This is a genomic window from Candidatus Halocynthiibacter alkanivorans (assembly GCF_003333265.1).
GTDB classification, from domain to species: Bacteria; Pseudomonadota; Alphaproteobacteria; order Rhodobacterales; family Rhodobacteraceae; genus Halocyntiibacter_A; species Halocyntiibacter_A alkanivorans.
Genome location: NZ_QOLB01000145.1, coordinates 1 through 7,905 on the forward strand (window position 1 = coordinate 1; position 7,905 = coordinate 7,905).

Here is a 7,905-nt window from a genome sequence, read left to right on the forward strand (position 1 = left end):
GTCCGCCACGCTGGACGCGCGCGCACCGGAGGAGGCACCCGCAGGGGACGCCGGCGCGGCAGCGCTGGACGCGCTGCGGAGCGCCGCGCCCACGGGAGCGCCTGATGCTGAGGACGGGATTGCGGCGCTGGATGCGTTGCGCGACGCTGCAACCACAGAGGCGCCAGCGGCGGATGATCCGTCCGTCACGCTGGACGCGCTGGCCGCGCGCGTGCCGGATGAGGCTCCCGCAGGGGATGCTGGCAAGGCAGCGCTGGACGCGCTGCGGAGCGCCGCGCCCACGGGAGCGCCTGATGCTGAGGACGGGATTGCGGCGCTGGATGCGTTGCGCGATGCTGCAACCACAGAGGCGCCAGCGGCGGATGATCCGTCCGCCACGCTGGACGCTCTGGCCACGCGCGCACCGGAGGAGGCACCCGCAGGGGACGCCGGCGCGGCAGCGCTGGATGCGCTGCGGAGCGCCGCGCCCACGGGAGCGCCTGATGCTGAGGACGGGATGGCGGCGCTGGATGCGTTGCGGTTGGTTGCAGAGGAAAAGGCGCCGAAGGAGCCCCCGAAGGATACAGACGGCACAGCCGCGCTGGATGCGTTGCGGGAGAGCGCGGTAGAAGATGTTCCGGTTCGCGATGATCAGGCTGCGGCGCTGGGGACACTTGCCGGCCAGCAGTCCGGTGAAACACCTGCAGCAGACGACGCTGAGGCGGCAGTCAGCGCGTTTGCAGCGCAAAGACCTTCGCAGACACCAGTAGACGACACCACCATTGCGGCACTGCAGGATCTGGCGGATCTGTCTCCGCCCGACGCGCCGGCAGAGGAGCACAGCACCGATGCGCTTGATACATTGGCAGAACGTGCCGCTGCAGAGCTGCTACACGTACCTCCCGGGACGCAAAGCTCAGGTGGGGAGGCGCTGAGCTCAGGCGATCTGGGCCTCGACGACCTGGATCTCGATGATCTGGGTCTCAGTGACCTGGCTGTTGACGCGCCGGTTTTCGACACGCCCGGACCGGAAGACAAGGCTTCCGGACCTGCCATGGTGGAAGATTCCGGCCTGGAAACGCCGATCGCGGACGCGTCGGCCCCGGAAACTCTGGTCGCTGAAACGCGTGCCCCCGAGACGCGTGCGCCTGAAACGCCGGCTGTTGACGACCTGGGGCTGGACGAACTGGGGCTGGACGACCTGGGGCTGGACGCGTTGGGCATTGACGACCTGGGTCTGGACATGCCGGGTGATGAGACGCCGGGCGGTGACACGGCCGGTGCAGAAAACGGGGCGGAGCACCTGCAAGAACCGGCAACTGAAACCGCTGAAAACGACGGCACCGGCGCGGACAGCCTGGCCACTGATCTGACATCGGCCGTGGACACCGCTGCGGCGGCCGGCTCCGCTGACAACAGCACGGCTGGCCATGCCGTTTCCGCTGAAATATCTCCTGAATACCTGCCGGAAACCTCCATTGAAATTTCAGCAGAAACGCCTGCTGCCGGCGCCGGTGCTGAGACCGTTGCGCCAACGGATGCCGGGCTTCAGAACAGCACCCCGGATGACACGGCTCTTGATGATCGAGGGCTGAATGAGCCGGGCCTTGATGATCCTGGCCTCGAAAACCTCGGATTGGACGATCTGGGACTGGATGACCTGGGACTGGATGACCTGGGGCTGGACGAGCTTGGACTGGACGACCTGGGCCTTGATGCCCAGAAGCCGGACAACCTGGGGCTGGACGACCTGGGCCTTGATGCCCAAAAGCCGGACAACCTGTTACAGGACAACCTGGCGCCGGATGATGCGGGCCCGGATATTTCCGCTCTTGAGGCCACGGGTGCAGCAACGCCGGGCGAGGCGGAAACAAACGCCACCGCCCCGATCGCCACCACACCGGACGCCAGCACCCCGGCCACAGCAGCTGGGGTCACCGGCAGCGTCGCTGCGGAACTGCAACACCCCTATGGCACGCTCTCCACGGCACGGCCGGAGCGGGCGCAGCTCAGGCGCAAACGCTTCCGCATCGCGCTGTTTGGCGATTTTTCCGGCCGCGCCGCACGCGGGCTTTGCGAGACCGGCACCGCGCTGGCCGCCCGTAAAGCGATCCCGCTTGATGTGGATACAGTGGAGGATGTGATTGAGGGTTTTGCCACCACCCTGGTGCTGCCTCTGGGGCGTGACGGAACCGGCATAGAGGTCCGTCTCAACGGTATCGACGACCTGCACCCTGACGAGCTTTATGACAATGTGGCACTGTTCTCCGCTTTGAACGCACTGAAACAACAGCTGGGCAGTGGTGCCACCGCCGACAGCGCCCTGCGCGACCTGAAGGCCTGGGGGGCAGAGTTTTCCACGCCCATAACACCGCCCAAACGCAGCTCAGCTGCCACCGCAGTGCCCGCCGACCGCCGGCTCAGCGCCTTTCAGCAACTGATCGGCGACACCAGTGCGAGCCTGAGCCAGCCCTCAAAGGTGGAGGATCTTCTGGCGCGCATCATCGGTCCCTATGTGGTGGCCGCTGAAGACCCGGAGGTGACGGGCATGAAAGCGGCGGTGGACGCGGCGCTGTCCTCGGCCATGCGTCTTGTGCTGCACCACCCGGAGTTTCAGGCGCTGGAATCCCAGTGGCGCGCGCTTGATTTCCTCGCCCGCCGCATCGAAACCGACGACGATCTGGAGCTGGTGCTCTATGATATTTCCGCCGAAGAACTGGCCGCTGATCTGGCCGGGGCCGGGGCGGAGGATCTGGCAGATTGCGGCTTGCTGCAGCTGCTGACCGGGGAGCCGCTGGAGGAAGAGAACGGGCGTGGCGGCTATTCCGCCCTTATTGGCATGTACACATTTGAGGAAACGCCGCCCCATGCAGAACTTCTGGGCCGCATCGCCCGCCTGGCCGCTCATGTAGACGCGCCGTTTTTTGCCGCCATAGCGCCCGGGTTTATCGACACCAAAAAAACCGACCGGCACCCGCTGGTGGCCCGCGCCTGGGAGACCCTGCGCGCCATGCCCGAAGCAGGCTATCTGGGGCTGGCGACGCCGCGCTTTTTGCTGCGCCACCCTTATGGAGCGCGCTCCGACCCGATCTATGCCTTTCCCTTTGAGGAATTCACCATGCAGGCGGGGCTCTCTGGCATGCTCTGGGCCAATCCGGTGCTGCTGATTGCGACGCTGCTGGCGAAATCCTGGACCGAGGGCGGCGCGCAAATGTCGCTGGGCGGAGCAATGTCGCTGGGGGATATCCCGTTTCATTATGTCGATGACGCGTATGGTGACCAGATCGCGCTGCCCTGCACCGAGCGCAATCTGACCACCAGCACCATGGAGGTCGTGATCACCCGCGGGCTGATGCCGGTGGTGTCGCTTAAAGGCCAGGATACAGTGCGGCTTGGTTCATTCCAGTCGCTCGCCGGGCAGGAAATCCTCGGGCGCTGGGCGGGCGAGACACCCGCACCGCCCTCTGCGCCAGACCTGCCGCAGGCCACGCTGAGCATGGAGATTGAAGTGCCGGCAGAGACAGAAGCGGAGCCAGCGACAGACAGCGATCTGGACGATCTTCTTGCCGGGTTTGATGATGCCACCACCACACCGGCGGACCCGGATGCGGTGGACGAAGATCTGGCCGCATTATTGGAGGGGCTGTGATGAGCGAACAATCCAACGTTTCACCTGATGACGAAATCGTCCTGCTGGGGCTGGAACAATCCTGGTGGTTGTATCAGGGCGATGCGTATCTCAGCCCGCTGATCTCGGGAGAGGGCAGCTTCCCCAGCCCGATCAGATGCCTGGTGTTTGAGGATATTTTGCAGCTGCGCCGCTATGTTGGCAGCGCGGTCTCGCTGATCGAATTCTGGGGCATCAACCCCGATGTGATCGCGCGGCTGCGCGTAGACGGGCATCTGCTTGAAGTCGCAGCAGAAGATTTCCCGCGCGATGGCAGCGATGATGTAACACAGAGGGGGGACTGAATATGCCCGCACCCGACACAGTGATGAAAAACCGGCTGTTGCGCATGGACGGCGATTACACCGCGCCGGACCTGTTCCTGAAATCCGCCGTGGTGCGCGACGGCATCAGCCGGCTGACCGAAACCACCGTCGAATTCATGTCCAAAAACAAAGCGCTGAAACTTGAGGATGTGGTCGGCTATTCGCTCGATCTGATCATCGAAAAAGAAGACGCGTCTGAGCGCAAATTTCTCGGCACCTGTATTTCTGCCGAATATATCGGGCTGTATCAGGGCTACGGGCTGTTTCAGGCCGAAGTGCGGCCCTGGCTCTGGTTCCTGACCCGGCGGCAGAACTGCAAAGTGTTCCAGGAACTCTCCGCCGTCGATATCATCAAAGAAGTGCTGAGCGATTATGGCTTTGACGGCCATCTCGATAACAAACTCTCGGGCACGTACAAACCACGGCTGTATTGTGTGCAATACCGCGAAAGCGACTTTGATTTTATCTGCCGGCTGATGGAAGAAGAGGGCATCTATTATTTCTTCAGCCACGAAGCCAGCGATGTAAAAATGGTACTGGCGGATTCCGTCAGCGCCTATCAGGCGGTGGAAGAGGGGCCGGACCTGCAATTTTTCTTCCGCGAAGAACAGTTCCGCCGCCGCGCCGATCATATCTTTGAATGGACCGCGGGCGAGCGGGTGACCAGCGGCAAGGTGACGTTAAACGACTATAATTTCGAAGCGCCGAAATCGCCGCTGAAATCCACCAAAGCCATGGCCAAGGGCAAACATTCCCACAAAACGTATGAGGTCTATGACTACCCGGGCCACTACCGCAAAGGCCCTCTGGGGGAAAACTACGCCAAGGTCAAAATCGAAGCCGAAGCGATCCGCCACCAGACATGGAACGGCGCCGGCAATGTGCGCACGCTGGAAGTCGGGCGCACCTTCAAACTGAAAGACCATCCGCGCGGCGACGACAAAACTGATTTTTTGATCTCGCAAGCGACCTATTACCTGCAGATCGAAACCGATTATGAAGACGAAGACACCCTGGGCAGCATCACCGGCAGCCGGCTTGAGTTTGATCCGGAAAACCGCGACACCTACCGCTGCGTCTTTGAAGTGGTGCCCAAAGCCAGCCAGTACCGCGCGGCTCTGACCACGCCCTGGCCCGAAATCGGGGGCATGCACACCGCCGTGGTGACCGGCCCGAAGGGTGAAGAAATATACACCGACAAATATGGCCGTATCAAAGTTCAGTTCCACTGGGACCGCATCGGCGAAAAGGATGACAAAACATCCTGCTGGGTGCGCACAGTGATGCCCTGGAGCGGCAAAGGCTGGGGCATGATGGCGGTGCCCCGCATCGGCCAGGAGGTGGTGATCCAGTTTGAAGAGGGCGACCCGGACCGTCCGGTCTGCACCGGCATGTTGTACAATGCCGACACTATGCCGCCCTGGGAACTGCCCGCCAATATGACCCAGTCCGGCGTGAAAACCAACAGCTCCAAAGGTGGCGACGGGTTTAACGAGCTGATGATGGAGGATAAAAAAGACGCTGAACTGGTGCGGTTTCAGGCTGAAAAAGACTACCAACAGATCGTCAAGAACAACGCCGATATCACCATCGGCCTTGAAAAAAAGGACAAGGGCAACCTGACCCAGACCATCCACGCCAACAAGGTCGAAACCATCAAGACCGGTGACCACACTTTTAAGGTCGAAACTGGCAATCAGGAGATCTTCATCAAGACCGACCACAAAGAAACCATCGAAGGCAAAGCCACCCAGAAGGTGACCGGCGATACCGCTCAGACGGTGGTCTCCGGCAATTACACCCAGGATATCGAGGCCGGCAATCTGACCCGCACTGTCGGGGCGGGCAATGAAAAAGTCAGTATCGGCGCCGGAAATTATTCCCTGAAGGCGGATGCGGGTAAAATAACTCTGGAAGCGGCCACGTCGATCGAGCTGAAAGTGGGCGGCTCCTCCATCAAAATCACCCCGGCCGGCATCACAATAAAATCGACCAAAATCGATGTGAAAGCCTCCGGCATGCTGAATGCAAAATCCCCGAAAACCACGGTCAAAGGCGATGCCATGCTGACGCTCAAGGGCGGCGTGACAATGATCAACTGAGGTGCGCGATGAGTGAGAGATTTAACGACCTGAAGAAGATACCCGACGCGCCCGCCAGCCGGATCCTTGCCATGGCACAGATCAAGCTGGGCACTGAACTGTCATCGCCGGCCAATGCCAGTGTGCAGCAGGTGCTCGAGGAGCTGGAAGCTGCGGACGCCCCGGTGGATATCCTGCTGCTGCTGGCCTTTGCGCTGCCCGCGCGCGAAAGTGTCTGGTGGGCCTGTCTCGCTGCGCGTGATCTGACCGGTCCGGGCAAAAAGGCGGCGACCCCCTCGCTGAAAGCCGCCGAAGCCTGGGTGTTTTCCCCGACGCCGGAAAACCGCGAAAACGCCCGCGTGGCGATGGAAACGGCCTTTAACGATGACGACACTTCGCTCTGCGCCGTGGCCGCCTTTTACGCTGAGGGCAATATGGGCGAAGGCGATATGGCCGAAATTGAAGCGCCGCCCGCCGCGCTTGGTGCCGCCGTCTTTGGCATGAATATGGAAGCCATGGGCGCGGCGGAGGACTTTGTTGCCCATATGGAGGTGGTGACAGACCGGGCGCTGGATATCGCGCGCGGTGGCAATGGCACCGCTGACGCTCCGGCAACAGAAGACGCTGACGCCCCCGCTGACAAAGGAGCGCACTGATGCAGATGCCGCCAGGCTGCCCCATTCTGGAACGCACAGGACGACGCCTGCCGTTCGGCGTAAGACTGAAAGCAGCAGGCCGGCGCGCGGCGGAGTTGGTCCTGCCAGTGAGCCGATCTGTGAGCCGATCTGTGAGCCGACCTGTAAGCCAACCAGTGCGCCCGCAATTGAACGGGGCATTGAGAGGGCCATTAACCGGGGCTTTGACAGCGCCACCGACCATACCAGATAACTGTCTGACAGGAGGACAAGATCGTCTATGAGAGTCTCTTTGCGTTTCCAGTCCACCGGCACCGTGCCGGGCAATGGCGACCCCGTGCTGATGCAGGGGCGCTCGCTGACCATCGGCCGCGGGCTGGAAAATGAACTGTCGCTGCCGGACCCGGACCGGGTGATTTCCAAAAACCACTGCGTGATCGAGGATCACAACGGCAATGTGGTGGTGATCGACCTCTCCACCAACGGCACCTATCTGAACTACGGTAAAATTCCGCTCGGCGCGACACCAACGCCGCTGAATGACGGTGATATCCTGACCATGGGCGGCTATGAGCTGGTGGTCAGCATCCAGGATCCCGCTGCCGAAGCCGCGGCGCAGATCGCGCCGCCGGTGGGCGAGGCCCAGGTCTCTCACGGCAGCGCCAGCGCAGCTCCCGACACGCTCAGCCTGTTGGACGACCCGTCGACCGAGGGTGATTTTCTCGACGATCTGCTCGGCGCGGAAGGCGGCCCCAAAGGCCCCTCCCAGGTCACACGCGCCGATCCGATGGATGATATCCTGCCGCCGCTGGGCGAAGAAGACGACCCGATCCTGGGCGGGGCGCGCCCGGACGGTCAGGAAATGGAAGGCGCCAGCCAGGCGCGGCACAACCCGTCGGCCCAGGACCATTTCGCGCCGGCAGCCCAGCGACAGTCCAATATCATCCCTGATGACTGGGACGATGATCTGTTGTCGGCCCCGGCCGCGCCCGCTGCGGCCACCAGCCCGGCGCGCCCCCCGGTGCCACCGCCGCCTGCCGCCAGACCTGGCAGCGAAAGTGACCCGTTCGCGGATCTTCTTGATGATCCCGGACTGGCGACCCCGCCCCCTGCACCGGTGTCTTCCCCCGCTCCGACGCCTGTGGCCGCTCCTCCTCCCTTGGCCCCGCGCCCCACCGCGCCCGCCCGTCCCTTCCACACATCTCCCAGCCCACGAG

At 62.6% G+C, this 7,905-nt stretch carries 5 protein-coding genes; all 5 read left to right on the forward strand.

Translation table 11 applies throughout. The annotated features are described in order from the left end of the window. Window positions 1-3,628, forward strand: a 3,628-nt coding sequence (locus DWA01_RS19190) for a type VI secretion system contractile sheath domain-containing protein (protein WP_114287423.1), incomplete at its 5' end; no start/stop codon positions are given. Continuing rightward, a complete protein-coding gene (locus DWA01_RS19195; protein WP_114287424.1) occupies window positions 3,628-3,951 on the forward strand; it encodes a hypothetical protein in 324 nt (107 codons plus the stop codon). The genes DWA01_RS19190 and DWA01_RS19195, both read left to right, overlap by 1 nt. A gap of 2 nt (window positions 3,952-3,953) precedes the next feature. After that, window positions 3,954-6,074, forward strand: a complete 2,121-nt coding sequence (locus DWA01_RS19200; RefSeq protein ID WP_114287425.1) for a type VI secretion system Vgr family protein — start codon at window positions 3,954-3,956, stop codon at window positions 6,072-6,074. 8 nt (window positions 6,075-6,082) lie between these two features. Continuing rightward, entirely contained in the window at window positions 6,083-6,709 is a 627-nt protein-coding gene (locus DWA01_RS19205) for a DUF6931 family protein (RefSeq protein WP_114287426.1), read from the forward strand. Window positions 6,710-6,968: 259 nt separating this feature from the next. Then, window positions 6,969-7,905: FHA domain-containing protein (locus DWA01_RS23905; protein WP_114287427.1), on the forward strand; the 937-nt coding region annotated here is incomplete at its 3' end.

Coding starts and splice junctions, on each gene's coding strand:
- DWA01_RS19200 (WP_114287425.1), top strand. CDS start 3,954: ATGCCCGCACCCGACACAGTGATGAAAAACCGGCTGTTGCGCATGGAC.
- DWA01_RS19205 (WP_114287426.1), top strand. CDS start 6,083: ATGAGTGAGAGATTTAACGACCTGAAGAAGATACCCGACGCGCCCGCC.
- DWA01_RS19195 (WP_114287424.1), top strand. CDS start 3,628: ATGAGCGAACAATCCAACGTTTCACCTGATGACGAAATCGTCCTGCTG.